Here is a 25,950-nt window from a genome sequence, read left to right on the forward strand (position 1 = left end):
GCCCAGGATGAGCGAGCAACTGCTCGACGCACCGCCGCTGGCCAGCGCTGAGGCCAGCGACCTGACCTATTTCGCCCTGGCCGCCACTGCGGCCAAACCGGCGGAAAAGGTCACGCGGCCGGTGCTCAGCGAACTGCCGGACGTGCTCGGCGGCCGCTACAAGATCGAGCGCCTGCTCGGCGTCGGCGGCATGGGTGCGGTGTACCGCGCCCGCGACCTGCTGCGCGAACAGTTCGGCGATCCCGAACCCTATGTGGCGCTGAAAACCCTCAGTGACGACTTCGCCGAATACCCGGATGCCAACGCCCTGCTCTACAGCGAATTCGCCCTCACCGCGCGGCTCACCCATCCCCATGTGGTGCGCCTGTTCGGTTTCGAGGTGGACGTGCCGAGCCAGCGCGCCTTTCTGATCCTGGAGCTGCTCAAGGGCCTGACCCTCGATCAATTGCTCTGCGAGCGACCCGAGGGCGTGCCCTGGAGCGAGTTGCAGGAAATTGCCGTCGCCCTGCTCGACGCCCTGAGTTATTCGCACAGCCTGGGCGTGCTGCACGGCGACCTGAAGCCCAGCAATGTGATGCTTGCCGAAGACGGCTTGCGCCTGTTCGATTATGGTCTCGGCCAGCCGGTGGAAGGCCTGTTACCCGGCCTGCCGCGCCTGTGCCGCAATCGCTTTACCGCCTGGACCCCGCGTTACGCGGCGCTGGAATTGCTCGATGGCGCGCCACTGACTGCCGCGGCCGATGTCTACGCCCTGGCCTGCGTGCTCTACGAGCTGGCCAGCGGTCGCCATCCGTTCCGCCGTCTCAGCGCCAAACAGGCCAAAGCGATGGAACTGGACAAGCAGCTGCAACGACCGGAGCAACTGCCGGCGCACTGCTGGCCGGCCCTGCGCACCGCTCTGGCATTCGAGGAGGCGCAGCGCAGCATCAGTTGCGCGCAGTTGCTCGAGGTATTTCGCCAGCAGCCGCCGCCGAGCCGCTGGTCGCGCTGGCTGGGCCGTAGCCGCTAGTCGACGGCATCAATGGATGATCTTTTTACAAGGAAATGAGCATGTTCAACCCGGCCAATGAAACCCATTTCAGCCTGAGCATCGAAGGCCTCGAACACGACCTGCAAGTGCTCGAGTTCAGCGGTCGCGAGGCGATCAGCCAGCCCTATCGCTTCGAGGTTGAGCTGATCAGCCAGCGCCCGGATCTCGACCTGCAAAGCCTGCTGCACCTGCCGGCTTTTCTCGCCTTCAGCCCCGATGACCTGGGTATTCACGGCTTGATCTACCGGGTTGCCCAGGGCGAGTCCGGCAAGCGTCTGACCCGCTACACAGTCTCCATCGTGCCGCAGCTCAGCTACCTGAGCCACCGCAGCAACCAGCGCATCTTCCAGCACCTGACGGTGCCGCAGATAGTCGCGCAGGTGCTGGAGGAGCACGGCATCCAGGCCAACGCCTACCAGTTCCAACTCGGCCGACGGTCTATCCCGAGCGCGAGTACTGCGTGCAGTACGACGAGTCGGACCTGCACTTCATCCAGCGCCTGTGCGAGGAGGAAGGCATTCACTACCACTTCCAGCACAGCAGCAACGGGCATGTCATGGTCTTCGGCGACGACCAGAGCGCCTTCGGCAAACTCGGCCAGCCGACTGCGTATCTGCAGGACAACGGCATGACCGCCGATGAACCGGTGATCAAGCGCCTCAAAGTGCGCCTGGAAACCCGCACCAGTCGCACCACGCGCCGCGATTATGATTTCGCACAGCCGCGCCTGCTCCTGCAGGCCGGCTTCAAACCCGCGCCAGACCCCGACGCCAAGCCGCTGCCGGATCTGGAAGACTACGACTACCCCGGCCGGTTCGTCGACCGTACGCGCGGCAAGCATCTCAGCCAACGCAACCTGGAGCGTCACCGCGCCGACTACTGCCTGGCCGAAGGCCGTGGCGATCAGCCCAAGCTGCTTAGCGGCCACTTCCTCGAACTCTCTGACCACCCGCGTGGCGACTACAACGACCTCTGGCTGCTGCACGACGTGATCCACCAGGGCAAACAGCCGCAAGTGCTGGAAGAGTCGATTACGTCGGGCGACGCCATACATTCGCCCTCCCCCCTTTGGGATGAGGGGCAAACAGACAACGCCGAGTTCCACCAAGGCTACCGCAACCGCTTCACCGCCACCCCCTGGGACGTGCCCTACCGGCCGCCGCTGGCGCACGCAAAACCGCGCGTGCTCGGCAGCCAGAGCGCGGTGGTCACCGGCCCGGCCGGCGAAGAGATCCACTGCGACCAGTACGGCCGGATCAAGGTGCAATTCTTCTGGGACCGTCACGGCCAGGCCGACGACAAAACCAGCTGCTGGCTGCGCGTGTCCAATAGCTGGGCCGGCGACAACTACGGCGCCATCGCCATCCCGCGCATCGGCATGGAAGTGCTGGTGACCTTCCTCGAAGGCGACCCCGACCAACCCCTGGTCACCGGCTGCCTGTACCACAAGGAGCACGTCGTCCCTACGACCTACCGGCGAACAAGACCCGCAGCCTGTTCAAGACCCTGAGCTCGCCGGGCGGTGGCGGCTACAACGAACTACGCATCGAAGACAAAAAAGGCGAAGAGCAGATCTACCTGCACGCCGAACGCGACTGGGACGAAAACATCGAGCACGACCAGAAAATCCGCGTCGGCCACGAGCGTCACGACACGGTCGAGGCCAACAGTTACACCGAACTCAAAGCCGAAGAACACCTGACCGTCAAAGCCGAGCGCAAAGTCGAAGTCAAACCCGACGATCACCTCACGGTCGGGCAGAACCAGCACATCAAACTCGGCAGCGCGCAACTGACCAAAGCCGGTCGCGAGATCCACCTCAAGGCCGGGCAGAAAATGGTCATCGAAGCCGGCACCGAACTGTCCCTCAAGGCCGGCGGCAGCTTCATCAAACTCGACCCCGGCGGCATCACCCTCAGCGGCCCCCTGGTCAAGATCAACGCCGGCGGCGCGCCGGGCAAGGGCTCGGGCATCAAGATCAAACCGCCGGTACTGCCAGGAGCGGCGGACAGCGACAAGGCGGGGAATTTGTTGGATCAGGCGCAAGCCGGTGCCCTGCTCAACACACCAAACAAGCGCAAACGTATGCTCAATTTCTCGGGCTAACAGGGATGGAGCGCGAGCGGTCAATTAGCTCGCCAACAAGGATTAGGGATTACCACCATGGCAGACAGCAAACCGATCAACTGGGCGTATCCGTTCAAAACCACTGAAGCATCGGTAAACCCACTGCAGTACCTGACCCACATGGCCAAAGCCAAGGATGGCTACTACCCCACCGGCGAGAACGGCCTGTGGCACGGCGGCGTGCACTTCGACAAAGGCACCGCTGCGGTCTTTGACCAGTCCAGCGTGCGCTGTATCGCCGATGGCGAGGTGATCGCTTATCGCATCAACGATAGCTACCCGGTCAGCGAATACACCGAGGCCATCCCGCAGATCAAACGCGTGCCGTTCTCCTCGGGGTTCGTGTTGGTCAAACATAAGCTCCAGCCTCCTCAGCCCAGCAACGGCACATCAACAGCCAGCGAACAGTCGCCTCCCACACTGACCGTCTACAGCCTGTATATGCATTTGCAGGACTGGGCGGGCTATCAGGCCAAAGCGGATCTTGCCCGACCGGGATTCTGGGACGCAGTAACGTATATCGTCGACACCAAAGACCAGGGCCTCAATGTACGTGCCGAGCCCAACACCAACGGCACGCATTTGGCCGTGCTAGCCAAGGACTCGCAGGTCACCGTCAGCCACCCAGAGGGCGATTACTGTAAGTTGCTTAGCATCGTCAGTGGGGCAGCCGAACCGGCTCTGACGCCAGACAGTGCAGGCAAGCTACCCGGCTTTGTGGCCTTCAAACTGCTCAAAGCCCAACACGAACCCAAGGCCAAGGACAGCGTGGTAGTGCTAAACCCAGGCATCGCGATCAAGGCCGGCGACCTGATCGGTCATCTAGGCACCTATCAGAACCACAACGGCGCAGCGCAGCCGCTGCTGCATCTGGAGGTATTCAGCTGCGAAGACGTACCCAGCTTTATCAGCCAAAGCCAAGCCTGGGCCCGCAGCCTGCCAGATACCGAGAAGACCCTGCTCAAGGTCCACAAGGACGCCAGCCGACTGATCACCCACCGTGACGATATCAAGGCCGACAACCCACCCCAACTAGGCGACGCCGGCAGCCAGATCGGCGTTGATCTGATCATTCCTCAAGCCCTGCTTGATGGGTTACCAGCGGCTAACAAAATCAAAGCCAGCAAAGCTGTCGCCGGCAGCAACATTCCGCAGACCACTCACTGGTGGCGTCTGGACGGACTGCTCGCAGACAGGGATGGCAACCCCATCAACGGTTGGCTCGCCGAACAAGACCTAATCACCACGCGCCATAGCCCTTGGGAATGGCAAGACTTCCAATGCATCGAAGACACCGGCAAGCCGGTTGAGAAACTGGCCTACACCCTGAATGCCAGAGGCATGCTGAGCGACGATGAAAAGCAGAATTACCGCGCCCAGATCAGCAAAGCCGACGGCGGCCCTATCTTGGGCATCGCCCGCCTCTACGACATAGTCGACACCAATAAGGACGACGTACTTACCAGCGACGAGATTCGCGCAGCTCTCGGCAAACCCTGGCACGCCCAAGTGCTTGGCCAGCTAATCACCAAATATGAAAGCGAGTGGTACTGGAACAAAAGCAAATGGGACGAACTCGACCCATTGCTGGCAGAGGAGCCTGGCACGCCAAATCAGACCTGGGAAGTGGAAAAACAGCGGATCGAGAAGCTGAGCTGGTGGAAAGAGCTGGCGGGGCAGCATGAGATTAGTGGAGATGGATTAGCTTGGCACCTCCATGCTCCCATGCTCGTTGCCGACTTTACGGGTAAGAGAAAAAATACCTGCTCGAAATGCAACAAGAGCATCTCTATAACTTATGAGCTGATGAAAAAAATATGTCCAAACAACACAGCAGAGGACTTCATCAAGGACTTTGTTTTGCATACCGAAAATTTCTTCGAGAAATATGGAATCAACTCCTGCTCCCAAGTAACCCATCTACTTGCACAAGCCAAACACGAAACAAAACGATTTACTGCATTTCGCGAGTCACTTTACTACTCTAGCTACACAGCCCAAGACCTATATAGCATGGCCCCTACGGCAATCAACAATGGCTTCACTCGTAAAGGTCTAACCTTTCCCACCCACGCAGCAAAACTTCAATATATCGAGGCTAACCTGCTAAAGAACGACGCAGGATACGGCCAGCATTCCTTCGGCAGCAACGAATATCCAGACAACGATTATCGCGGACGAGGTTTGCTCCACCTCACTCATTACACGAACTATCACGCTTGCGCCTTAGCAATAGGCAAGCCGATCGATGCAGAACCGACGCTGGTACAAAGTGATGTAGCTGTAATTGTCGAAACCGGGCTCTGGTTCTGGAAAACCAATAACTTGAAAGTCCACGCAGAAAACACCGAACTCACAGAAGAGGAAGCTGTGAAGAAAATCACACGGATCATCAATGGTGGGGATAAAGGCCTCGCGGAAAGAAAGCAATTTAAACGCGAAATTACTGAGGTATTCATTGAGCTATATGGGAGCTGCTCTGCATGAAAATTAAAAAACTACTATGCGCACTGACTTTTTCTGCCGTGGTCAGTACATGCTATGCAGACGGCTCAGCCTGTGCGGCCAAATCTGAAAAGGATTTATACAGCCCGATACTTCTAGACAAGAGTTTCGCGATACGCTTTGAAATTTCAAATATATCGATCGATCCGAATGGTGATATTTTCCCCATCATGATAGTGGGACAGAACTGCGATACCGGAAGCGAAACGCAAATCGCAGAACTTCCCTATCTTGGCGACCCTGGGAAAGTGGAGAGCGCCTTCTTGGCAGACTCAGATTTCGACGGTAAGGCAGAGCTCTTTGTCATTCATAGAGCAACCCTTTACTCCGACACCGGTATCAGCTACGGCTCTGATTACTTCACAACACTGGTCTACAAGTACCTAGACACATTTACGTACGAACGGAGCGATCGAGTCAGCACCTACTTCGGCGCTGGTGGGGACGTCTTATCGTCACTTACGAGCGACAAACTCGCATACGAATACCCATACAAATCCGAAGTCTCTATCCAAAGCAGATTAGCTTCCGCTCAATACAAAGCATGGCTCGAACAGAAACAAATCACTACCCGCATATCGAGAAAGACCTACTTACATGATCAGCCCAACGTTGCAGATAGAACCTCAAAATATTTGATAGATGGCGATGAGGTTCAAGTACTGAATCAGGAAGCAGGCTGGCTGGAGGCCGTGTTTCACAACAAGAAAAAAGGCGACATCAAGGGGTGGATACAGCGCAAGGATACACTCGAATGCGCAAACCAAAACTTAGGCGTCGATAAGTAAAACGGATCAATTACTTGGACGCGGCGTAGGGATATTCTTCCATGAGCCAGTAAACCAATATACAGATAAATAACCGGATGAGTAAGGGATAACTTTATTTCTACGACTGGTAATATACCGGAAAACAAATCTGCAATTCTTCTCGTTTCCGGCTCTTCTTGCCCACAGCTGAGTTTAAATAATGCGTAATATCAGTATATTTTTTGTTATTAGTTTCCTGTCAACCATGCAGGCAGTGGCTGCATGCCGTACGCCTACAGATGATTTCAATGGGCTGCGCTGTTTAAGTGAAATTTATAAAGACTCAGACATTGCTCTAAATAAATCTTATACTAAGCTCATATCGTCGCTAGACATGAAAGGCAAGCAGGCTGCTAAAGAAAGCCAGCTGAGCTGGATCAGGTTAAGGGATGGTCAGTGCGGATATAGGCAATCTTATCAGTTCTTGTTTGATATGGACTGTGCAATAAAAATCACCCAAGAGCGGGATTTATATCTTCGTGCACTGCAAAGTGAGTGCAGAGGGCTAGATTGCCTCTACAACAATCCCGACTTGGTTCGGCAAATCGACATTAAAACTGCATTTTTGACCGGATTTCTGAACACAATAAAATCAAAAGACGTGAAGCGCTTCATGCAACACATGAACAAGGAATATCTTGAAGAACAATTCTATGGCTTTCTAAAAGGCGATTCTGAGTATTTTATCAATTCATTTCTTTGGGGTAGAAACACCCTTGATAATAGCTATACCGATATAGCAATTAGCTCAATAGAAAAAATTGAGATCACCTCCTATGAGGCAAGTCAAAACAACCCATTAGAATTCAATGTTAAAATACTTGTTTTTTGGCGAGATGGAAAATCAGAGTGCAAATTCGGCATGCTGCAGGATCCTGACTCAGGCATATTTTCAATAATTGGAAGCTATGGTTAGTTTCCAGGATTAAATTGGTCGGAAAAGATAACTGTTTTATTTACTTCCCCGATCATCAAGCCTTTATTGTGAGAACGCACAGAAGTTAGGGGCCATACTCAGGACCGATAAGGGGACAGATTTATTTTTGACTGACGGGAGTAGCCGACAAATAAATCTGTCCCCTTTTTTGCAGTCCTGCCGACCAACTGGACGCGGGGCGAGAACAACGACTCCGGCATCAACCTGACCATCCTGGCCCAGTTGCTTGAGCAGTCCGATCAGACGTTCGCCGAAGCGAGTGGCATGCATGCAGAAGGGACCCGACGCACATGAAAAGAATATTCCAATACCTGAGCCTATGCCTGCTGATTCCTGCGGGCATGGCGCTGGCTGACGCGCCACGTCAGGAGTGCATTGGGCGCATGACCTTCGATGTGCCAGAGGTGATGCAGTGGGCTGTTTACAATGCCGACCATACCAACCGCATCACCGAAGGGGGGGGGCATGGCTTTACCAAGAAGGTTTATGCCAGTGGCGATAACGCCAGCTATGACTACGACGGCCTGACCATCTATGTCAGCGATATTGTTGAGCGCGACGCTTTCGACGGCGCTGCGAGATATAAAAAGGGCACGGCAAATCTGTATCAGGAGAGACTGAAGAAGGACCTCGTTACAGCTAACCGATTATTGAAGGAGTTTAAAGAGAACAAATATAAGCCAGAGGATATTGCCAGTCTTGATACTGATCTAAAGGAAATAGAACGAAAAATCCCGCTCGCCAAAATCCATGAATACGATCTTGGTATTCCCGACGCCTACTTCTTGGGCGGCAATATCGCGCCGGGCGAGGCCCTGCTTTGGCGCAACAGCCGGGTGTACTACTTCACCTTCGGCAAGGCGGGCCCCGACTCTGCCGAGCGCATCAAGGCGCTGATAGGCCGCTTTCAGCCACGCGAACTCTACGAAGTACCCAAAGATCCAGGCTTCTGCTTTCCCTACGGCTTTATCGCCGACGATGGCAAAACCGCCTACAGCATCAAGAACAGCCTGCGCTTTACCCACACGCCCAACGTCATCTTCACCCTGGTCGCCGCCTCCGCGAATGACCCTTGGCAGACCAAGCCCACCACCGGCACCTACGACAACGACTACCGCCCCGGCTACGACGCCAACAAGTGGACGAAAACCGCCTTCATAGAGCGCCTGTACCTGGGCAAGCGCCTGGCCGGCCTGGAAGGCTGGCGCCTCGATCCCAAGTCTGGCTCAGGTGAACAGGAACGCGCCTGGTTCGGCCTGGCCCACACCGGCGGCACGTTGTCTCCACTACTGGCCGTACAGATGTTCACCTTCCAGCAGGGCACCGATGATTTGAAAGACCTAACGCCACCGCCCGAAGAGGTCATCCCGCGGTTCAAGGTATTGAGTGAAAGCATCAAACAAACCCTGGCGAAGTAATGCCCCTGCAGACATTTACTGTTCCACCGCCTCCAGCGCCTGGGACAATGCCGTTGCGTCCGCAAAGCTGCGTTGCCCCTGCAGTATACCGTCACGCAAATCGAGCCAAAGCACGTTGGGAGTGTCTACCGGGTAGCGCGGCGCGATGCGGGCGTCGCGGTCTAGGAGAATGCGGTAGTTGTAGTCGCGCATCTTGGGGATGGCGAACAGGCTGGCGATCACCTTGGGCATGCGGCTGATATCGGCGAGAAAAACCGTGTGGCGTTGCTCCAGGTAACCCTTGGGCTTGCCTTGCAGTGCGGCGTCGACCAGTTTGGCGGCGTCCATGCTGCGGGCCACCAGCAGCACCTGTAGATGGTTATCCAGGGTGTAGGACTGGTCGTGCTGATCCAACAGGGTCCAAAGGGCCAGCCGCTCGCCGGTTTCCAGCGCCATGACGCTGGCGCAGCTCAGGCACAGCAGCAGAACGAGGGCGGTTTTCATGGCTGACACTCCAGTCTTATAGATCTTCCTCGGTTACCAGCCGCACCGCCCCCGCCTCCAGCGCATAGGCCGCATCCGCCAGCTCGTTGCTGACCTGCTCTACCTGCAACGTCCCGCTGACCCAGAGCGGGGCGTAGATGTCTTCGAGTTCGATGCCTGCCGGGTAGCGCACCAGCACCAACTGGTTGGGTGGCGGTGGTGGGACGTGGATGCAGGCGCCGGGATAGGGGACGAGGAAGAACAGGATGCTGCGGCCCTGGGAGTCGGTTTCCAGGGGCACGGGGTAGCCGCCCAGGCGGATGGCCTTGCCGTCGAGGGCGGCTACGGTCTTGGCCGAGTACATCACCGCGGGCAGGTTCTTGTCCTGCTGCTTGAGGCCACTGGGATCGTAGAAGGTGCCGTCCTGTTCGGGACTGTCGTGGCTGATTTCCGGCATGGCTTCGAGGGCCTGGCGGTCTTCATCCGGCATCAGCTCGAGCCAGTCGGTTTCCGGCAGCTCGGCGCAGGCCAGGCTGCTCAATAGCAGGAGGGACAACAGCAGGTAGCGCATGAGCGGACTCGCAGGTGGTTAGTGGATTAACTCAAATTCGCCGGTTTGGGTCTTGTCTGTGGGCGGCCCGACCTCGGGGCGAAGCCTTTGTCCTGCAGCGTGCCACCGCAACCTGGCAGCCTTACGGGCTGCATTCGCCGAAGGGCAAGCCCCCGCATGGCTGTGGCAAATGGCGCAAGCCCGCCAGCGCACCCATGGATGGGACGGTAGGAAAAATGCCGGGAGGCGCGGCCTCCTAGCAGGCTCCGGACAAGCTTGAGTCCATGGCTAATCGGATTAACCGAACAGGCCAGCAGGCAACCAAGGGCTGCGCTCAGTCCTTTTTGACTGCGCCGTAGATTATCAGCAGAACGATGGCGCCGATCACTGCACCGATGAAACCCGCCCCCTGGCCCGCCTGGTAGATGCCCAGCGCCTGGCCGCCGTAGGTCGCGGCGATGGCGCCGCCAATGCCGATCAGGATGGTCATGATCCAGCCCATGCTGTCGTCGCCAGGCTTGAGGAAGCGTGCAATCAGGCCAACGATCAGGCCGATTAAGATGGTGCCGATAATGCCCATGACTGGTTCTCCGAATAGGTAAGTGGGCCAGGGCGGAGAAACGCCGTGGCATTAGGCTATCGGATGGATGGGAGTCGCGGAGGTTCCGTGAAAAATCTCCGGTGCCGGTTGCAGCCGCCGCCAGAGACGACTTCAGAGGTTGTGAAAACATCGAACGCCGTCACGAGGACGTCTCCAGGTGTTCGCGGCAAGGCGCTCCGCAAAAAACCGGGGGCGTTTAGTGAGCTAAATGACCCCGTTTTTTGCTTAGCGCAACGTCAGCAGCGGCCCCCTGGAGACGGCCGCAGTAGGCGAGCGTGTTTTCGCAGCCTCTTATGCCTTGCTGATCAGCGCCTCAACGGCAGCTATCTGCTGGTCCAGGGTGGCGCGATCGGCACAGCGCAGGGTGGCGTGGCCGACCTTGCGCCCGACCTTGAAGGCCTTGCCGTAGTGGTGCAGGTGGCAGTCGTCGATGGCGATGACCTCGGCCACCGGCGGTACTACGCCGATGAAGTTGAGCATGGCGCTCTCGCCGACCTTGGCGGTCGAGCCCAGCGGCAGGCCGGCAACGGCGCGCAGGTGGTTTTCGAACTGGCTGCACTCGGCGCCTTCGATGGTCCAGTGCCCGGAGTTGTGCACGCGCGGGGCGATCTCGTTGGCCTTGAGGCCGCCGTCGACTTCGAAGAACTCGAACGCCAGCACGCCGACGTAGTTGAGTTGGCTCAGCACGCGGCTAGCATAGTCTTCGGCCAAGGCCTGCAACGGGTGGTCGCTGCTGGCGATGGACAGGGCGAGGACGCCGCTGTCGTGGCGGTTGTGCACCAGCGGGTAGAAGCGCGTCTCGCCATCGCGGCCGCGCACGGCGACCAGCGAGACTTCGCCGGTGAAGGGCACGAAGCCTTCGAGGAGGCACGGTACGCTGCCCAGTTCGGCGAAGGCGCCGGTCACATCCGCAGGCGTGCGCAGGACCTTCTGGCCCTTGCCGTCGTAGCCCAGGGTGCGGGTCTTGAGTACCGCCGGTAGACCGATAGCGGCGGCGGCAGCATCCAGGTCGACCTGCGATTGGATGTCGGCGAACGCTGGCGTCGGGATGCCGAGGTCCTTGAACATCGACTTCTCGAACCAACGGTCACGGGCGATGCGCAAGGACTCGGCGCACGGGTAGACCGGCACGAACTGGGAGAGAAACGCCACGGTCTCGGCCGGCACGCTCTCGAACTCGAAGGTCACCAGATCGACCTCATCGGCCAATTGGCGCAGGTGATCCTGATCGCCATAGTCGGCGCGGATGTGCTCGCCGAGCGCCTGGGCGCACGCATCCGGAGCCGGATCGAGGAAGGCGAAGTTCATCCCCAGCGGAGTACCTGCCAGGGCCAGCATACGACCCAGTTGGCCGCCACCGATTACACCGATTTTCATGCGTCTACCTCTTCAAATGCCGCAAGCGCCTTCGCGGTACACAACCCATGGGAGCGGGCGGGCCCGCGATGCCTTGATCCGGCCAGGAATGCCTAGCCGGCAGTCACGCCTGACGCGGGTCCGGATTTTCCAGCACGGTGTCGGTCTGCTCCTGACGGAACTGCTTCAGCGCCGCGTGGAACTGCGGGTGCTGGTGACCGAGGATACTCGCCGCCAGCAACGCCGCGTTGATCGCACCGGCCTTGCCGATGGCCAGGGTGGCGACCGGAATACCGGCCGGCATCTGCACGATCGACAGCAGCGAATCGACGCCCGAGAGCATCGCCGACTGCACCGGCACACCGAGTACCGGTAGGTGGGTCTTGGCCGCACACATGCCCGGCAGGTGGGCGGCGCCACCGGCACCGGCGATGATCACCTGGATGCCACGGCTGTCGGCCTGTTCGGCGTACTGGAACAGCAAATCCGGAGTGCGGTGGGCAGACACCACTTTGACTTCATAGGGGATGCCCAGCTTGTCCAGCATCTCGGCGGTGTGGCTAAGGGTGGACCAATCGGACTTGGAGCCCATGATCACGCCAACCAGTGCGCTCATCGTCGTGCCTCTTCATCGGGCGCCTCACGGCGCGTCAAAAACCAACAAGCCACGCAGAGGGCGTGGCTTGTCATGTTCGGGTCAAACCCGCGAGCAGGCGGGTTTTGAGGCGGCGCAGTATAGCGTAACGCCACAAAGAGCGCCCCCCTGCATGACCGCCCGTCCGCCGGCCTGGCGCCGGGGGTCGCGGGCCTTCTCTCTCTATACAGGCAGTGAACGTCTGCGCCCTTGAGCTAGACGCCTGCACAGGAGCAAACTGCCAGCACACACCGCATCCGGCCTCGCACATCGAAGCCCTCGCGGAATCCATTCAGCTCTACCCCTTTGCACGGCTATTACGCTCGGTTTCCTGAGGGGGCCCGAGCGCCGGCATCAGCTCCTGCACATTGCCCATGACTGAGTCGGGGCAGCATCTGCTGCGCGATAGCCTGCAGCCAAAACCGATCCGGCCCAGCCTCGCGGTATGCTTCTTGCTCTGTTTCAACGCCCGAACCCAGCGGATGCCGTCGATGTTGCATGCCCACCTGACCACCCTGCATGTCGTCTCGATGATTCTCGAGCTGTTCGCCGAACGGCCCGAGTGGAGCGAGGCCTTGCTGGCCGGCAGTGGCATCCAGGCCAGCGACCTCGCGAGCGGCGGGCAGCGCATCACCCGCACCCAGGAATTGCAAGTGTGCGCCAATGCCCTGAGCCAGCGCAGCGACCTTGGCCTAGCGCTGGGCCGTCGTATGCACGTGTCCGCCTACGGCTTGCTCGGTTACGCCGCGCTGTCGAGTGCCACCTTTGGTGACGCCTGGCAGTTGCTTCTGCAGTACCCGGCCCTGCTCGGCACCTATTTCAAGCTGGATCTGACGGTGGAAGACGAACTGGCCTGGGTCGGCGCCGCCGAGTACCAACATGCGTCGGCGCTGGAGCAGTTCAATGTGGAGATGTGCCTGGCCTCGTTGAAGCTGATCTGCGATGACCTGCTCGGTCAGCCTGTGCCACTGGCCGCGGCGCAGTTCCGCCACGCCCGGCCGGCCTATATAGATCGCTACCCGGCCAGCTTCGCCTGCCCGTTGCAGTTCGAGGCGCCGCGCAATGCCTTCGCCTTCCCCGCCGAGTGGCTACAACGACGCCTGCCGCTGGCCGACCCGGTCACCCATCAGGAGATGCTCGCCCGCTGCCGCAAGCTGAATGTCGAGTTCACCACCCGCCAGGCCTGGCTGCAGCGCGTGCGCGAGGCACTGACCAGCCACTTGGCCGAGCCACCGGGACTGGAGGCGCTGGCGCAGCTGATGCACTGCTCGCCGCGCTCCCTGCGCCGGCACCTGCAGGAGCTCGGCACCCATTATCAGGAACTGCTCGACGAGCTGCGCTTCGAACGGGCGAAGACCTTGCTCGCCCAGGAGGACTGGCCGATCTGCCGGATCGCCGAGGAGTTGGGCTTCAGCGAGAGCGCCAGCTTTCGGCATGCCTTCCAGCGCTGGAGCGGGGTCGCGCCGAGTCGTTTCCGCAGCTGACGCTACGCTGTGGCCAGCAAGTTTGGCCACTTCGATCCCCTATTGGCCGTTGCCAGCGTTCCCCAGTCGGCCGGCCCGGCGAACAATGACTCCCACAAGATTGGCAGCCATTGCTGTGCTTGCCACAACAACAAACCTGGGAGCCGCCCACACATGCTGACTTACTACAGCGACGACCATCACCTGCACCACGGCAGCTGCGAACTGATGAACGGGCAACTGGTGCCCTGCTTCGAGAAGCCGCAACGCGCCGACCATATCCTGGCGCGGGTCAAGGATCGTCAGCTCGGCGAAGTGCGCGCGCCCAAGGACTTCGGCCGCGCGCCGCTGCAACGCATCCACAGCGCGGCCTATCTGGAGTTTTTCGAGGGCGCCTGGGCGCGCTGGCAGGAGCAGGCCGGTCAGGGTGATCTGCTGCCCTACACCTGGCCAGCGCGCACCCTGCGCTCGGTCATGCCGACAAGCCTGCACGGTCAGCTCGGTTACTACAGCTTCGACGCTGGGGCGCCGATTACCGCCGGTACCTGGCAGGCCGCCTACAGCGCCGCGCAAGTCGCGCTTAGCGCCCAGGCGGAAATCGCCGCCGGCGCCCATAGCGTCTTCGCCCTGTGTCGCCCGCCGGGCCACCACGCGGCCGCCGATGTAATGGGCGGCTACTGCTACCTGAACAACGCGGCCATCGCCGCCCAGGCCTTCCTCGATCAGGGCCGGGCCAAGGTGGCGATCCTCGACGTCGATTACCACCACGGCAACGGCACTCAATCGATCTTCTACGACCGCAGCGATGTGCTGTTCGCCTCGATCCATGGCGATCCGCTGGCGGAGTTTCCGTTCTTCCTCGGCTATGCCGATGAAACTGGCGAAGGCGCCGGCGAAGGCTGCAACTTCAACTACCCGTTACCGGCCGGCAGCGGCTGGGAGGAATGGGCCGATGCCCTGGAGCAGGCCTGCCAGCGCATCGCCGAGTACGGCGCAGAAGTGCTGATCGTCTCGCTCGGCGTGGACACCTTCAAGGACGACCCGATCTCCCAGTTCAAGCTCGACAGCCCGGACTACCTGCGCATGGGCCAGCGCATCGCCGCGCTCGGCCTGCCGACCCTGTTCGTCATGGAGGGCGGCTACGCGGTGGAGGAGATCGGCATCAATGCGGTGAACGTGCTGGAAGGTTTCGAAGCGAGCTAATCCTAGGGTGGATGACGCCTTATCCATCCACCCTAGGCAATCCCGCGCGCCCGAGCGCGGCGACAGAATTACAACAAGAACGGAGTGGCCTCGATGAACAGAATCACCCAGCTATTCGGCGCGACCCTGGTCGCCACCGCGCTGTGCGGCGCGGCCCAGGCGCAAGCTGAAGAGAAGCAGCGCGAGCTGCGCGTGTACAACTGGGCCGACTACATGCTGCCCTCGGTGCCCAAGGAGTTCCAGGCCAAATCCGGCATTCAGCTGACCTGGGACGTGTTCGACACCAACGAGGCGCTGGAGGCCAAGCTGCTCACCGGCAACTCCGGCTACGACCTGGTGGTGCCGACCAATACCTTCCTCGACACCGAGATCAGGGCCGGGGTGTTCCAGAAGCTGGACAAGAGCCAGCTGCCCAACTGGAAGCACCTCGACCCAGCCCTGCTGGAGCTGATGACCGCCAACGACCCCGGCAATGAGCACGCGATGCCCTACATGTACGGCACCGTGCTGATCGGCTTCAACCCGGAGAAGGTCAAGGCCGCGCTCGGCGAGGACGCCCCGGTGAACAGCTGGGACCTGATCTTCAAGGAAGAGAACGCCGCCAAGCTGGCGAAGTGCGGGGTGACCATGCTCGACTCGCCGGGCGAGATCCTGCCGATCGCCCTGCACTACCTGGGCCTGGACCCAAGCAGCAGCAAGCGCGAGGACTACGACAAGGCCACCGAGCTGTTGCTGAAGATCCGCCCGCACGTGCGCTACTTCCACTCGGCCAAGTACATGAACGACATCGCCAACGGCAACATCTGCGTGGCCATCGGCTATTCGGGCAGCTTCTACCAGTTCGCCAACCGCGCCAAGGAAGCCGGCAACGGCGTGGTGGTCGACTGGCGCCTGCCCAAGGAAGGTGCGCCGCTGTGGTTCGACTCCTTCGCCATTCCGGCCAGTTCCAAGAACGTCGACGAGGCCCACGAGTTTCTCAACAACCTGCTCGACCCGAGGGTGGTCGCGCCCATCAGCGATTTCCTCGGCTACCCGAGCCCGAACAAGGACGCCATGTCGCTGGTCAGCACAGAGATCCGCGACAACCCCGACCTGACCCCGACCGCCGAAGCGCAGCAGACCCTGTATGTGCTCAAGCCGTTGCCGCTGAAGGTCGAGCGCCTGCGCACCCGCGCCTGGACCCGGATCAAGTCGGGCACCTGAGTACAGCTCCGGGGCGGGACGACTAGTGAGTCGTCCCTTGATCGCCCCTAAGCACAACGCTTCGCGGCCAAGGCCGCTGCCACGGGTTTCTCGGCCCTGTGAGAGCGGCCTTAGCCGAGCAATAAACTACTCCCCGCTAACGAGAATCCCAGTCCCCTTGGCGGCGCAGTGCTGCCAGAAGCGCTCCAGGGCGGTGGAGACGAATTTGTCGCGATGGCGCAGCATGTAGAAGCGGCGCGACAGTGGCGGCAACAGGCTATCCAACGCTTGTAACTGACCGTTGTCGAGCCAGTCCGCCAGCACCCAACGCGACAGGCAGCTGATGCCGAGACCGGCGGCCACCGAGCGCTTGATGGCCTCCGAGCTGCCCAGCTCTGTCTGCAGGTTCAGCGCATGCAAGTGCGGCAACAAGGCATGCTCGACTTCCTCGCGGGTCCCGGAGCCCTGCTCACGCAGCAACCATTCCGCCTGTTGCAACTCTTCCAGGGTCACGCCCTTGCGCTTGGCCAGCGGGTGTTCGGGTGCGGAGAACACCAGCAACTGATCGCTCAACCAGGGACTCACGGTCAACCCGGCCTCATGGCAAGGCCCTTCGATTAGGCCAATGTCGACTTCGAAGTTGGCCACCATTGCCGCCACCGCGGCGCTATTGGAAATAGCCACGTTCACTTGGATTTCGGGGCATATACGTCGAAATTCCGCCAGGTAATGCGGCAGCACATAATTGCCGATGGTGCTGCTGGCCCCTACCCGTAGCGTGCTCTTCAGCGCGCCGACTTCACCGCGAAAATGCTCCTCGATCTGACCGGCGCCATCGAGCAGTTGCTGCGCCTTGGGCAACAACAGCTTGCCGCTGTCGTTAAGCAGCAAGCGCCGGCCGACGCGGTCGAACAGTTTGGTGCCCAGCAGCACCTCAAGCTCATTCAGCGAGGCACTGGTGGCGGACTGCGACAACGCTATCGAGTCGGCCGCAGCCGTTGTACTGCCCGTCTTGGCAACGGCGCAGAAGATTTGTAATTGCCTCAGGCTTATCCGCACTGGCATCAACCACTTATGCAGGTAGGTTATATGGATATAATCAGTTTTTAAGTTAAACACAAGACGCTTAGGTTTACTTGCGACTGCCAAGGAAACCCATGCCATGCCTTTGTTGAAAACCATTCGCCAGGCCACACCCTTCCCTCGCCCATTACAGGCGTTGGCTCGGCGCGTGGAAAGCGTGCTGCCAGACCGCGTGTTCAGCGCCGCCCTGGCGGTGAACCTGAGCAGTACAGCCGGGTTCCGGCACAACGGCCTGCTCGCATCGAAAAGCAGTCATGTCATTCCCGCCGGGTGCAGGTGAGCACATGACCATAAAACAGCACCACACAATTCCTCCCCTACCCAACCCGTCGCTGGACGAGGCGCAGCCGCCAGCGTCCTGGCTGATGCGCCGCAAACAGAAACTCAACCTGTTGTTGCCGGGGATCATCGCCTCGCTGATCGTCGCTGCCAGTGCTTCCTTCCTCTCTGAGCATTACGGTGCGCCGGTGATGCTGATGGCCCTGTTGCTGGGCATGGCGCTGGGCTTTCTTTCCGAGGAAGGGCGTGCGGTCGCCGGTATTCGTTTCACCTCCAGCACCATCCTGCGTATCGGCGTGGCCCTGCTGGGCATGCGCATCACCGTGGAGCAGATCCTCTCGCTGGGCGGTACGCTGATGGCGGTGGTGATCGGCGCGGTGTTCCTGACCATCAGTTTCGGCATTCTCTTGTCTCGGCTGCTCGGCCAGTCACGCGACTTCGGCATTCTCAGCGGCGGCAGCGTGGGCATCTGCGGCGCCTCTGCGGCACTGGCGATTTCCGCAGTACTGCCGCAGAACAAGGACAGCGAGCGCAACACCATCTTCACCGTGATCAGCGTGACCGCGCTGAGCACCATCGCGATGATCGCCTACCCGCCGATCGCCCAATGGTTTGGCCTGGATGCCCAGCAAGCCGGGGTATTTCTCGGCGCGACCATTCACGATGTGGCCCAGGTGGTCGGTGCCGGCTACAGCATGTCGGATGAAACCGGCGATACCGCGACCGTGGTCAAGTTGCTGCGGGTGGCGATGCTGGTGCCGATCGTCTTCAGCCTATCGCTACTGCTGCGTAAACGCGGCGCGGCAGGTGGTCCGCGCCCGGCATTGCCGTTGCCCTTGTTCATCATCTTCTTTGTGCTGTTCGTCGCCATTAACAGCAGTGGTGTAGCCTCGACGCAGGTGCAGGAATTTGCTGGCAATGTGTCGCGCTGGTGCCTGATTACGGCTATCGCCGCCTTGGGAATGAAGACTTCGCTGAAGTCACTGCTGGAAGTCGGCTGGCGTCCGGCGACCCTGCTGGTCAGTGAAACCGTTTTTCTCGCCACGCTGATTCTGTTCGCGGTGAAGTGGCTGGGCTAAAGCAATCGCCCGAGGTCACTTGCTCTGGCCGCCTGATCAGCAGACGGCCGCCCGCCCGGCAATGGCGGCGGTATGAGTCGCAGGTGCATGGGTTATTTCTGCTGTACGTGGCCCTGGCCAGCGTGGCCCAGAGCCTGATCGGTTTCGCCTTCGGCCTGATCCTGCTTGGTCGGGTTGCCACCTTGCAAGTGCTGCCTTTGACCGAGGTGGCGGTGGTAATCAGCAGCCTCACCCTGGGCAACGCCCTCGGTACATTGGGCGGGCCTAAGCCCGAGCTGGACGCAAGCAAACGAGTGAAGAGCACTGGCCTGCAACACGCGTCAGATCGGCAGCTGCCAGACCCGGGCGATGACGATCGACGGATGGCGCCCACTCGCCGCGCAGGCAGCGCCCGCATGCTCAGCTGATGATTGCCTCGATCATGCTTGCGAGCGAGGCGGCGCCAGCCGATGGCTACTCGACTGCTCGATCAGCAACTGCATCGGCATCACCTACCGCCGTTTCCTGGACCATGGCCATCGCCACCTGGGACGCCGTAGCAGGAATGGCAACGCAATGGCCTTGCTCATCGAGTGGCACCGAGCGGCGCTGGGTCATGCGATACAGGGCGAACACGCCGACACCGGCATGCACCACGGCAAGAAACCAGAACAACCCGTTTGGTCCCACCAGGCCCATGGCAGCGGCGGCAATTGAAGGCCCCAAGGTCGCGCCTATGCCCAGCGCCAGCACCAGGCTGCCGCTGGCCGCAACCATTTGTTTCGGCTCGAGGTTGTCGTTGGTATGCGACACGCACAGCGAATACATGGGAAAAGACAGACCGCCGAACAGAAATGCCGCAGCCAGCAAACTATTCGCGGATATCTGCGATGCAGGTATCGCAACCAGCGCCACTAGCGCGGCCAGCAGCGTGACCACGAGGATGACCCAGCGCCGATCATGCTTGTCGGACAGATGGCCAATCGGCCATTGCAGCACCACGCTTCCCAGCAGAATCAGCCCCATGAAGATGGAGATGTCGGAGAGCGGAAAACCGATCAGCCCCGCGTAGATCACCCCCACCCCCACGACCGCACCGTTGGACAAGCCGACGGCCATGCAACCAATCACCCCGAGGGGCGAGCTGTGATACAGCTGGCGCAGCCCCATAGGCGCAGGTGAGGCGAAGTTCGGTGCCGGCGCAACGCTGAGCAGGACCGGCAACAGCGCGAAGGACAACAGCACCGAAATCAGAATGAACAGCTTGAAGCCGCCCGGGTCGGCGACGTTGAGCAGCAACTGGCCGCAGGCCATGCCGCCGATCATGATGACCATGTACAGCGAAAGCAGCTGGCCCCGCGTCTGGTTGGTGGCGAGGGCGTTGAGCCAGCTTTCGGCGACTATGTACAGGCCGGCCATACAGAAGCCGGTGATCACTCGCATGATGAACCAGAGCGCCGGGTCGACGAACACCGAGTGGAGCAACACCATGGTCGAAGCCAGTGAAGCCAATGCTGCGAACACGCGCACGTGGCCGACCTTGGAAACGATCTTGGGGGTCAGGGTCGAGCCCAGCAGAAAGCCAACGAAGTAGGCGGACATGAGCAGCCCGGCAAACTGAGTGGAGAACCCCTCCAGAGTGGCGCGCAGACCGATGAGCGAGCCCTGCAAGCCATTGCCGAGCATGAGCAGCCCCATACTCATCAAGAGCGCCCAAGTGGCTTTTACTGCGACATACATACGTGAATCTCTCCCGAAACAGAGCGATTTAATCGCTTTTTAATCATTAGCCCTGAGGCGCAACTAGAGTCGCGCAAATCACCTCATATCCATCACGGAGCACGACTCCCAGATATCAATAGACGCCATAAAACTACAGATACACCAGGTAACCGCTGCCAGCCAAGCAATGGCTTACCACGCCCCAGCCAGCTGCACTTGATGCTTATCTGTTGGGTAATTCACGTCTTAACCACTGCCCGTATGCGCCGCCCTAAGGCCCTAACGCAGGCTGGCCAAGATGATCTCGACGTTCGACGCCAGCATGCCTGTTCGCCATCCACCTAGGCGGCCAGGGCGGGGTCAACAGCAACCCGATCGGCGCGGGGCCGACCACCTTCTTCTGGGAAACCCAGGCACTGCTGCCGCAGTCGGCCATGGCCCACGTGGCCAGCATGATCGCCCAGGGCGTATTCGAGAAGTGGCCGGACCTGTACTGCGTGGTCATCGAGTGTGGCGAGGCCGGGGTACCTCACCGGGGTGAAATTCAAGGTGCGTGCCGCTACCTCGAAGACCTCCAGCCGAAGCGGGTCGAAGCGCAGCATTCATGGTGATTGTCCCTTGAGGAGGGACAGTGCGCCGGAGAGCGCGACCTATAGCAATGCCAGGCATTAGTTCAGCTTGGCCTTAGCAGGCAAATTGATCGTTTGTCTGCACATCGGCCTGGCCCCACTCTTGCCCGTACTCGGCATAAGCCGAATGCGCCGGCTCAAGGATGGCCGGGCTCCATTTCCTTGCGATGTGCTTTAGTCGAGAGACCCTATTACTGCCAGCCTCCACCCGCTGCCGCCGCCGAAAGTATGGCCGCGCTAATCTCAGCAGCTCCACGCCTGGCCGTGATCGTCGTCCTTGTCACACTTAAAACTATAATTTCAGTGAGACTACAAGAATGAATAAAGCGAATCGTTCTACTTTATTGGGTATGGCATTGACGCTCGCCGCGAGCCCGTCCTGGGCCCAGGAAGCGCCGTCATGCCAGACCCTGAAGCTGGCCGACGTCGGCTGGGTCGACAATGGCGCCATCAACGGCCTGACCATGGCAGTAGCCGAGGGGCTGGGTTACGAGACGAAAGTCACGACCCTGAGCCTGCCGATCATTCTGATTTCCTTGCAGAAGAAAGATATCGACGTCTTCCTCGACTATTGGTCGCCGGCCTCCGACCCACTGTTCCAGCCGGCGGCGGCGAACAACAGCGTAACCCTGCTGCCGGAACCCAACCTGACCGGGGCCAAATTCACCCTGGCGGTGCCGAGCTACCTGGCGACAGACGGACTCAAGGACATGAGTGACATCGCCCGCTACAAGGATCAACTCAAAGGCAAAATCTACGGCATCGAGTCTGGAGCCGGCGGCAACCAGCTGATCAGGACCATGATCGACGAAAATCGCTACGGCCTCGGCGACTTCCAGCTGGTGGAGTCCAGCGAGACGGCCATGCGCCTGCAAGTCGCGCGGGCCATCCGCAAGCAGGAGCCGATCGTCTTCCTGGGCTGGGCGCCACACCCGATGAACCTGCAGTTCGACATGACCTACCTCAGCGGTGCCAACGACCTGTGGGGACCAGGCGGTGGCGCGGCCAAGGTCCACACCGTGATGGCCAACGACTACCAGACGCGCTGCCCGAACGCCGCCAAGCTGGTGAGCAACATGAAGTTCGACATCCCGATGGAGTCGCACATGATGGAAAGAATCATGGCCAAGGAACCGGCGGTGCAGGTCGCCAAGCAATGGATCGCGAAGAATCCGCAGTGGCTGGACACCTGGCTGGAGGGCGTGACGACCTTCGACGGTCAGGATGGCAAGGCCGCAGTGATGAAGCACCTGCAGCTCTGACTCGCAGGCAGTACGCCGGGCCGAGCGCCCGGTGTGCGTACCTGAGGTGAACAGCGCCGAGTCAGCTCTTGCTGTGGCTCGACAACCAGTCCCACAGCTTCTGCGCCGGCTCGCGCAACTGGCGGCGTAGCGGGCGCACCAACCAGAAACGCTCCGGCGTGGTCACGCATAGATCGAACACCGGGACCAGACCGTGGCGCACTTCGCGCTGCCAACGCATGAACAGGTTGCGGTGGGCCAAGGCAACGCCCATGCCCTGGCGCGCCAGTTCCAATGCCATCACCTGGGTGTCGCAGCTGACCCGCCGGGTTTGCCGCTCCAACTCGGCCACCCCAGCCGCCTGCAACCAGGCGCGCCAGCCAACCGCGAAGCCGACTGAGTGCAACAGCGTCTCGCCAGCCAGATCCTGAGGAGACTGCAAACGTGCCGCCAGTTCCGGCGTGGCCAGGGCCACCATCTGTTCTTCGCCCTCGCCCAGGGCAATGCACTCCTGCTCGTCCCAATCGCCGCGACCGTAACGGATCTCCATGTCCGCGCCCTCGCTGCCGAAGTCATTGCTCCAGAAGCCGCTGGCCAGGTGCAAGGCAACCTCTGGATGAGCCTTGTGAAAAGCCACCAAACGCGGCGCCAGCCAGGCCTGTTGCGCCAGCGGCGTGGAGCGCAAGGTGACCGGCGCATCGCGCGACAGGCCGAACACCTCGGCCGTGCTGTCGCGCATGCGCAAGAAGGCGGTCTGGATAGAGGGCAACCAGGCCTGGCCGGCCAGGGTCAGACTCAGGCTGCGCGGATGGCGGACGAACAGCGGCTGGCCGAGGCGATCTTCCAGCAAACGGATGCGCTGACTGACTGCCGACTGGGTAATGTTCAGCTCGCGGCCGGCGGCGGTGAAACTCAAGGTGCGGGCGGCCACCTCGAATGCCTCCAGCCAGAGCAAGGGCGGAAGATCATGGGTCAGCCCGGACAGATCCAAATTATCAGCCATTGACCCGCTGGTAATGGCCGAAGCAGGTCGCGGGGAATCGTGCATGAGGGTGGCTCCTTGACGAAGGACAGTGCGCCGAGAATAACCCACATGACTAAGGCAGGCATTAGCATGGCTTGGTCTTAGAGCGCGAATTGATCGTTTGTCAGCCCCACTGCCAAGCCTCACGCTTGCTTGCACCGGGCATGCGCCGAACACCTCACTTCACGGCCAACCGAGCTACTTTTACGCGCGCTGCGCTTTAGCGGAGATACCCGATGACTGACTGCCTCACCCCCCCAGCTGCCGCCGCCGATAGCCTGAGCAGCTCAGTCGACATGAAAGAATATGGCGCCTACGCCAACTCACTGCCGATCGTCGCCGCCCACTGCGCAGACGCCTGCATCCACATCGACTGGCAGCTGCTGGATACCCGCGAAAGTGGCGCATTTCCGCTGCTGTGGCTGCGCGATCACTGCGCCTGTGACACCTGCCGGCACCCGCAGACCTACGAGCGCACCCAGTTCATCATCGACCTGGACCCCAACTGCCTGGAGGTGGCCCCGGCCATCAATGTGCAGGACGGACACCTGGCACTGACCTGGAGCGATGGTCATGCCAGCCGCTTCGATGCCGGCTGGCTGTATCAGCTGCGCCCGCAGCAGCAGGCCTGGCAGCCGAATATCGTGCCGGCGAACCAGGCCTGGGCGGAACACTTCATCCCCCATCGCAGTGACTTCGCCGACTACATGGCCGGTGGCAGCGCGCGCCTGGCATGGCTGCATGCGTTGTGTCGCGATGGCTTCGCGATCCTGCAGAACGGCCCCAGCGCGGGCGGCGAGATCGACCAGGTGGCAGCCACCATCGGCCCGATTCGCGCCAGCAACTTCGGCGGGCGCTTCGAGGTTTTCAGCAAGCCCAAGCCCAATAACGCCGCCTACACCGCGCTGGGCCTGGAGCTGCATACCGACCTGACCAACTGGAAGAATCCGCCGGATATCCAGATGCTCTATTGCCTGGCCAACGACGCCCAGGGCGGCGAGTCGATCTTCGCCGACGGCGTCGCCGTGGCCGAGGCCTTGCGCAAACAGGACCCGCAGGCCTTCCGCCTGCTGGCCGAAACCAGCATCGACTGCCGCTTCGCCGACGAAGAAGTGGACCTGGTGACGCGCGCCACGGTGATTCACCTCGACGAGCACGACCAGGTCATCGAGGTGCGCTTCAACAACTGGCTGCGCGACAGCCTGCGCTTGCCGCCTGCGCAGATCATGCCCTGGTACCGCGCCTACCTGGCCTTCTGGAAAATTCTGCGCTCACCGCGTTACCGCCTCGACCTGCGCCTGGCCGCCGGCGAGATGGTCGCCTTCGACAACCGCCGGGTCATGCATGGGCGCAAGCGCTTCGACCCGCAAACCGGTCGACGTCACCTGCAAGGCTGCTATGTCGATTACGACATGGTCGAGTCGGCCCTGAGGGTCACCGCCCGCCAGAGCAGTGGCGCAGCGACCTGATTGCACGCGCGGCAACCCGGCTGCAGAAATAGACAATGCCCGTATCGCGCGAGACGGGCATTTTCCGTTTTTCAGGACGGCATGCCGCCGCCTCAGCGCCCCAGCTCGCCGCTTTCCAGCCTGCGCCACAGCAGGCGCACCGCCGCCTTGCGCACCAGGGCGCAGCGGTACAGGCGGATCTCCAGCGGCACCTGCCAGGGTTCCCCGCCACACACCACCAGCTCGCCGCGGGCCAGTTCGGCGGTCACGCTCAGGCGCGGCACCCAGGCCACGCCCATGCCTTGCAGGGCCATGCTTTTCAGGCTGTCGGCCATCGCCGTCTCGTACACCGTGGTCGAGCGCAGCACGCGCTGACGCAGCAGCAGGTTGACCGAGCGACCGAGGAAGGCGCCAGCCGTATAGGCCAGCAGCGGCACACTGTGGCCGCTGTCGAGATCGAACAAGGGCTGCCCCGCTGCGTCCACCGCGCACACCGGCAGCATCGAGGTCAGGCCCAGGTGCAGCGAGGGAAAGATCTCCGGGTCCATTTGCAGGGCGGCGTCGGGGTCGTAGTAGGCGAGGATCAGGTCGCAACTGCCTTCGCGCAGCGCATGCACCGCCTCGCCGACGTTGGTCGCCACCAGACGGGTAGCCAGCGGCAGGCCTTCGCGGCGCAAGCGGGCGATCCACTCGGGAAAGAAGCCCAGGGTCAGCGAGTGCGCGGCGGCGATCTGCAACATCTCGCCCTGCTTGCCCTCGATGTTGTGCAGATGGCGCACCACCTCACCGAGTTGCTCGACCAGACTGCGCGCGGTGACCAGGAACAGTTGCCCCGACTCTGTCAGCTCCACCGGGGTGCATGAACGATTGACCAGGGTCAGGCCGAGCATCTGCTCCAGCGCCTTGATCCGTCGACTGAAGGCCGGCTGGGTGACGAAGCGCTTCTTGGCGGCCTGGGAAAAGCTGCGGGTGGCGGCCAGGGCAACGAAGTCCTCCAGCCATTTGGTTTCCAGGTTCATAAGGCATCCATCTCGTGGCTTGAACGTAGGGCGAACCGTAGGGCGGACTCAGGAGCGTAGCGAACAGTCCGCCACCCTTGCCGGTTCACCCCACGCTCGCAGTCGAACCGGCTTCGGCGTACTGCTGCGCGAGTACGCCCTACGGTGGCGCAACGCGGCGTAACCCACCA

At 60.8% G+C, this 25,950-nt stretch carries 22 protein-coding genes and 1 pseudogene; 14 read left to right on the top strand and 9 right to left on the bottom strand.

From position 1 onward, the window contains the following. The first annotated feature begins 7 nt into the window (after positions 1–7). From B2D37_RS17735 to B2D37_RS23840, 6 genes and pseudogenes are all read left to right on the top strand, one after another. The gene (locus B2D37_RS17735) at positions 8–1,009 is read left to right on the top strand and encodes a serine/threonine-protein kinase (protein WP_177345244.1); all 1,002 of its coding nucleotides are present in this window, start codon (positions 8–10) and stop codon (positions 1,007–1,009) included. A gap of 41 nt (positions 1,010–1,050) precedes the next feature. After that, positions 1,051–3,136 (top strand): annotated as a pseudogene (gene tssI, locus B2D37_RS17740) (type VI secretion system tip protein TssI/VgrG). Positions 3,137–3,193: 57 nt separating this feature from the next. Then, positions 3,194–5,644 carry a glycoside hydrolase family 19 protein gene (locus B2D37_RS17745; protein ID WP_079203943.1) on the top strand — a complete coding sequence of 817 codons (2,451 nt, stop codon included), beginning with the start codon at positions 3,194–3,196 and terminating at the stop codon, positions 5,642–5,644. Then, complete coding sequence (locus tag B2D37_RS17750) at positions 5,641–6,450, top strand: hypothetical protein (protein WP_079203944.1); 810 nt, start codon at positions 5,641–5,643, stop codon at positions 6,448–6,450. The genes B2D37_RS17745 and B2D37_RS17750 overlap by 4 nt, the downstream gene beginning before the upstream one ends. Before the next feature lie 181 nt (positions 6,451–6,631). Continuing rightward, complete coding sequence (locus B2D37_RS17755; protein WP_079203945.1) at positions 6,632–7,387, top strand: lysozyme inhibitor LprI family protein; 756 nt, start codon at positions 6,632–6,634, stop codon at positions 7,385–7,387. A 311-nt stretch (positions 7,388–7,698) separates the two neighbouring features. After that, on the top strand, positions 7,699–8,826 hold the full coding sequence (locus B2D37_RS23840; protein WP_256573094.1) for a T6SS immunity protein Tli4 family protein: 1,128 nt from the start codon (positions 7,699–7,701) through the stop codon (positions 8,824–8,826). A 15-nt stretch (positions 8,827–8,841) separates the two neighbouring features. Here the strand turns inward: B2D37_RS23840 and B2D37_RS17765 are convergent, their stop codons facing one another. The 5 genes from B2D37_RS17765 to purE all read right to left on the bottom strand — a co-directional run bounded on the left by B2D37_RS17765 (position 8,842) and on the right by purE (position 12,411). Then, entirely contained in the window at positions 8,842–9,309 is a 468-nt protein-coding gene (locus B2D37_RS17765) for an FAD/FMN-containing dehydrogenase (protein ID WP_079203946.1), read from the bottom strand. Positions 9,310–9,325: 16 nt separating this feature from the next. After that, positions 9,326–9,859: a DUF3299 domain-containing protein gene (locus B2D37_RS17770; RefSeq protein ID WP_079203947.1), complete on the bottom strand. Its 534-nt coding sequence runs from the start codon at positions 9,857–9,859 to the stop codon at positions 9,326–9,328. 313 nt (positions 9,860–10,172) lie between these two features. Continuing rightward, a complete protein-coding gene (locus B2D37_RS17775) occupies positions 10,173–10,418 on the bottom strand; it encodes a GlsB/YeaQ/YmgE family stress response membrane protein (protein WP_079203948.1) in 246 nt (81 codons plus the stop codon). Between the two features lie 312 nt (positions 10,419–10,730). Continuing rightward, positions 10,731–11,816: a 5-(carboxyamino)imidazole ribonucleotide synthase gene (locus B2D37_RS17780; RefSeq protein WP_079203949.1), complete on the bottom strand. Its 1,086-nt coding sequence runs from the start codon at positions 11,814–11,816 to the stop codon at positions 10,731–10,733. Between the two features lie 103 nt (positions 11,817–11,919). Continuing rightward, complete coding sequence (gene purE, locus B2D37_RS17785) at positions 11,920–12,411, bottom strand: 5-(carboxyamino)imidazole ribonucleotide mutase (protein WP_079203950.1); 492 nt, start codon at positions 12,409–12,411, stop codon at positions 11,920–11,922. A gap of 509 nt (positions 12,412–12,920) precedes the next feature. Between purE and B2D37_RS17790 the strand changes: the two genes are divergently transcribed. From B2D37_RS17790 to B2D37_RS17800, 3 genes are all read left to right on the top strand, one after another. Next, on the top strand, positions 12,921–13,913 hold the full coding sequence (locus B2D37_RS17790) for an AraC family transcriptional regulator (RefSeq protein ID WP_079205023.1): 993 nt from the start codon (positions 12,921–12,923) through the stop codon (positions 13,911–13,913). 153 nt (positions 13,914–14,066) lie between these two features. Further along, positions 14,067–15,095: a histone deacetylase family protein gene (locus B2D37_RS17795; protein ID WP_079203951.1), complete on the top strand. Its 1,029-nt coding sequence runs from the start codon at positions 14,067–14,069 to the stop codon at positions 15,093–15,095. 93 nt (positions 15,096–15,188) lie between these two features. Further along, positions 15,189–16,298, top strand: a complete 1,110-nt coding sequence (locus tag B2D37_RS17800) for a polyamine ABC transporter substrate-binding protein (protein WP_079203952.1) — start codon at positions 15,189–15,191, stop codon at positions 16,296–16,298. 126 nt (positions 16,299–16,424) lie between these two features. Here B2D37_RS17800 and B2D37_RS17805 read toward each other — a convergent pair whose 3' ends face one another. After that, complete coding sequence (locus B2D37_RS17805) at positions 16,425–17,336, bottom strand: LysR family transcriptional regulator (RefSeq protein WP_079205024.1); 912 nt, start codon at positions 17,334–17,336, stop codon at positions 16,425–16,427. 103 nt (positions 17,337–17,439) lie between these two features. On the opposite strand from B2D37_RS17805, the gene B2D37_RS17810 reads away from it, so the two are divergent. The 3 genes from B2D37_RS17810 to B2D37_RS17820 all read left to right on the top strand — a co-directional run bounded on the left by B2D37_RS17810 (position 17,440) and on the right by B2D37_RS17820 (position 19,125). After that, positions 17,440–17,640, top strand: coding sequence for a hypothetical protein (locus B2D37_RS17810; RefSeq protein WP_079203953.1), 201 nt, complete (start codon positions 17,440–17,442; stop codon positions 17,638–17,640). Between the two features lie 85 nt (positions 17,641–17,725). After that, positions 17,726–18,718, top strand: a complete 993-nt coding sequence (locus B2D37_RS17815) for a YeiH family protein (RefSeq protein WP_079203954.1) — start codon at positions 17,726–17,728, stop codon at positions 18,716–18,718. An 83-nt stretch (positions 18,719–18,801) separates the two neighbouring features. Continuing rightward, positions 18,802–19,125 (top strand): hypothetical protein, encoded by a 324-nt coding sequence (locus B2D37_RS17820; RefSeq protein WP_079203955.1) that lies wholly within the window; start codon positions 18,802–18,804, stop codon positions 19,123–19,125. A gap of 46 nt (positions 19,126–19,171) precedes the next feature. On the opposite strand, the gene B2D37_RS17825 is transcribed toward B2D37_RS17820, so the two are convergent. Beyond that, entirely contained in the window at positions 19,172–20,401 is a 1,230-nt protein-coding gene (locus B2D37_RS17825; protein WP_177345245.1) for an MFS transporter, read from the bottom strand. A gap of 964 nt (positions 20,402–21,365) precedes the next feature. Between B2D37_RS17825 and choX the strand changes: the two genes are divergently transcribed. Next, positions 21,366–22,310 carry a choline ABC transporter substrate-binding protein gene (gene choX / locus B2D37_RS17835; RefSeq protein ID WP_079203957.1) on the top strand — a complete coding sequence of 315 codons (945 nt, stop codon included), beginning with the start codon at positions 21,366–21,368 and terminating at the stop codon, positions 22,308–22,310. Positions 22,311–22,371: 61 nt separating this feature from the next. Here choX and B2D37_RS17840 read toward each other — a convergent pair whose 3' ends face one another. Beyond that, positions 22,372–23,337: a LysR substrate-binding domain-containing protein gene (locus tag B2D37_RS17840; protein WP_218190335.1), complete on the bottom strand. Its 966-nt coding sequence runs from the start codon at positions 23,335–23,337 to the stop codon at positions 22,372–22,374. 212 nt (positions 23,338–23,549) lie between these two features. Between B2D37_RS17840 and B2D37_RS17845 the strand changes: the two genes are divergently transcribed. Beyond that, positions 23,550–24,782, top strand: a complete 1,233-nt coding sequence (locus B2D37_RS17845; protein ID WP_079203958.1) for a TauD/TfdA family dioxygenase — start codon at positions 23,550–23,552, stop codon at positions 24,780–24,782. 92 nt (positions 24,783–24,874) lie between these two features. Here the strand turns inward: B2D37_RS17845 and B2D37_RS17850 are convergent, their stop codons facing one another. Beyond that, entirely contained in the window at positions 24,875–25,780 is a 906-nt protein-coding gene (locus B2D37_RS17850) for a LysR substrate-binding domain-containing protein (RefSeq protein ID WP_079203959.1), read from the bottom strand. Positions 25,781–25,950: the final 170 nt, after the last annotated feature.

The sequence above is a fragment of the Pseudomonas sp. CC6-YY-74 genome (assembly GCF_002025205.1).
Taxonomy (GTDB): domain Bacteria; phylum Pseudomonadota; class Gammaproteobacteria; order Pseudomonadales; family Pseudomonadaceae; genus Aquipseudomonas; species Aquipseudomonas paeninsulae.

Coding starts and splice junctions, on each gene's coding strand:
- choX (WP_079203957.1), top strand. CDS start 21,366: ATGAATAAAGCGAATCGTTCTACTTTATTGGGTATGGCATTGACGCTC.
- B2D37_RS17765 (WP_079203946.1), bottom strand. CDS start 9,309: ATGAAAACCGCCCTCGTTCTGCTGCTGTGCCTGAGCTGCGCCAGCGTC.
- B2D37_RS17810 (WP_079203953.1), top strand. CDS start 17,440: ATGCCTTTGTTGAAAACCATTCGCCAGGCCACACCCTTCCCTCGCCCA.
- B2D37_RS17775 (WP_079203948.1), bottom strand. CDS start 10,418: ATGGGCATTATCGGCACCATCTTAATCGGCCTGATCGTTGGCCTGATT.
- B2D37_RS17800 (WP_079203952.1), top strand. CDS start 15,189: ATGAACAGAATCACCCAGCTATTCGGCGCGACCCTGGTCGCCACCGCG.
- purE (WP_079203950.1), bottom strand. CDS start 12,411: ATGAGCGCACTGGTTGGCGTGATCATGGGCTCCAAGTCCGATTGGTCC.
- B2D37_RS17825 (WP_177345245.1), bottom strand. CDS start 20,401: ATGAGTATGGGGCTGCTCATGCTCGGCAATGGCTTGCAGGGCTCGCTC.
- B2D37_RS17850 (WP_079203959.1), bottom strand. CDS start 25,780: ATGAACCTGGAAACCAAATGGCTGGAGGACTTCGTTGCCCTGGCCGCC.
- B2D37_RS17815 (WP_079203954.1), top strand. CDS start 17,726: ATGCGCCGCAAACAGAAACTCAACCTGTTGTTGCCGGGGATCATCGCC.
- B2D37_RS17770 (WP_079203947.1), bottom strand. CDS start 9,859: ATGCGCTACCTGCTGTTGTCCCTCCTGCTATTGAGCAGCCTGGCCTGC.
- B2D37_RS17745 (WP_079203943.1), top strand. CDS start 3,194: ATGGCAGACAGCAAACCGATCAACTGGGCGTATCCGTTCAAAACCACT.
- B2D37_RS17750 (WP_079203944.1), top strand. CDS start 5,641: ATGAAAATTAAAAAACTACTATGCGCACTGACTTTTTCTGCCGTGGTC.
- B2D37_RS17840 (WP_218190335.1), bottom strand. CDS start 23,337: ATGCACGATTCCCCGCGACCTGCTTCGGCCATTACCAGCGGGTCAATG.
- B2D37_RS17795 (WP_079203951.1), top strand. CDS start 14,067: ATGCTGACTTACTACAGCGACGACCATCACCTGCACCACGGCAGCTGC.
- B2D37_RS17735 (WP_177345244.1), top strand. CDS start 8: ATGAGCGAGCAACTGCTCGACGCACCGCCGCTGGCCAGCGCTGAGGCC.
- B2D37_RS17755 (WP_079203945.1), top strand. CDS start 6,632: ATGCGTAATATCAGTATATTTTTTGTTATTAGTTTCCTGTCAACCATG.
- B2D37_RS17780 (WP_079203949.1), bottom strand. CDS start 11,816: ATGAAAATCGGTGTAATCGGTGGCGGCCAACTGGGTCGTATGCTGGCC.
- B2D37_RS17845 (WP_079203958.1), top strand. CDS start 23,550: ATGACTGACTGCCTCACCCCCCCAGCTGCCGCCGCCGATAGCCTGAGC.
- B2D37_RS23840 (WP_256573094.1), top strand. CDS start 7,699: ATGAAAAGAATATTCCAATACCTGAGCCTATGCCTGCTGATTCCTGCG.
- B2D37_RS17790 (WP_079205023.1), top strand. CDS start 12,921: ATGTTGCATGCCCACCTGACCACCCTGCATGTCGTCTCGATGATTCTC.